2 protein-coding genes are annotated in these 1,168 nt (G+C 75.6%); one reads left to right on the plus strand and one right to left on the minus strand.

Annotation, left to right across the window (positions count from 1 at the left end):
- Positions 1–634, plus strand: a 634-nt coding sequence (locus B8460_RS16965; RefSeq protein ID WP_158322934.1) for an FAD-dependent oxidoreductase, incomplete at its 5' end; no start/stop codon positions are given.
- Between the two features lie 143 nt (positions 635–777).
- On the opposite strand, the gene B8460_RS16975 is transcribed toward B8460_RS16965, so the two are convergent.
- On the minus strand, positions 778–1,168 hold a 391-nt coding region (locus B8460_RS16975; protein WP_048862802.1), incomplete at its 5' end, for an SDR family NAD(P)-dependent oxidoreductase.

Genomic DNA, 1,168 nt, shown 5'->3' on the forward strand with positions numbered 1-1,168 from the left:
GCTGGTCAATGCCGTGCGCGTGCGGGGGGTGGCCGGCCGGACACTCGTGCTGTCGGACGAGACGATGCTGCCCGCGGACGCGACCCTGTGGACGACGGGGGTCCGGGGTGCGGCGTTTCTGGCGCGCAGCGGCCTCGACTGCGACGCTCTGGGCTGCGTGCGCATCGACCGGGGCCTGCGCAGCATCAGCCATCCGTTCGTCTACGCCGCGGGCGACTGTGCGTCCCCGGTGTGGCGGCGGCTGCCGAAGGCGGGCGTCTATGCGGTGCGGGCGGGGCCGGTGCTGGCGGAGAATCTCCGCCGCGCGGCGGAGGGGCGGCGGCCGATCCGCTGGCGGCCGCAGCGCGCGGCGCTGGTCATCGTCGGGCTCGGGGGCGGACAGTCAGTGGCGTGGCGCGGCCCGCTGGTCGCGTCCGGCGCCTGGGTGACGCGGTGGAAGGCGTGGCTCGACCGGCGATGGATGGCCCGTTACGCGCCGCCGCCGGTCAACGGGCGGACGGAGGCGGAAGCGGACGCCGCGGCGCCCCCCGTCGCTCAGAAGCGCGGGCCGGTGAACAGCAGCACCAGCACGATCAGAAGCAGGAACAGCCCGAGCCCGCTGCCCGCCCAGCCCCCTTCGCGCGGTCCGGCATAGCCGCCGTACCAGCCGCGCCGGTAGCCGGTGTGGCCGAAGCCGCCGAACGCGAGGATGATGAGGACGATCAGCAAAAGGGTGAGCATGGCGGCAGTAACGCCGCCGGACGCGCCCGGGTTGCACGGTCAAGCCGAACGGCACCGTCAGGCCGGGCTGCCGGTCCCCTGCGCGCGCACGATTTCGCCGTGCCGCGTCTCCTCGGGCAGGCAGAGCGCCACCAGGGCCGGCGTCAGCGTCGCCGGCACCGGCAGTGCTGCCTGATCCTCGCCCGGATAGGCCAGCCGGCGCAGCCGCGTCGCCATCGGCCCGGGCTCGAAGAGATTGATGCGCAGCCGGGTGCGGCGCATCTCGTCGGCCCAGGACAGCACAAGATGCTCCTGCGCCGCCTTCGCCGCGCCATAGGCGCCCCAGTACGCGCGCGGCGCGCGGGCGCGCGCGTCGGTGACGAACACCGCCCGGCCCGCCTCCGCCGCCTGCAGCAGCGGCGCGGTCGTGCGGATCAGCCGCAGCGCCGCGCCGACCCCGGCCGCCATC

Origin of the sequence: Acidisphaera rubrifaciens HS-AP3, from assembly GCF_000964365.1 — a bacterium.
Classification (GTDB): domain Bacteria; phylum Pseudomonadota; class Alphaproteobacteria; order Acetobacterales; family Acetobacteraceae; genus Acidisphaera; species Acidisphaera rubrifaciens.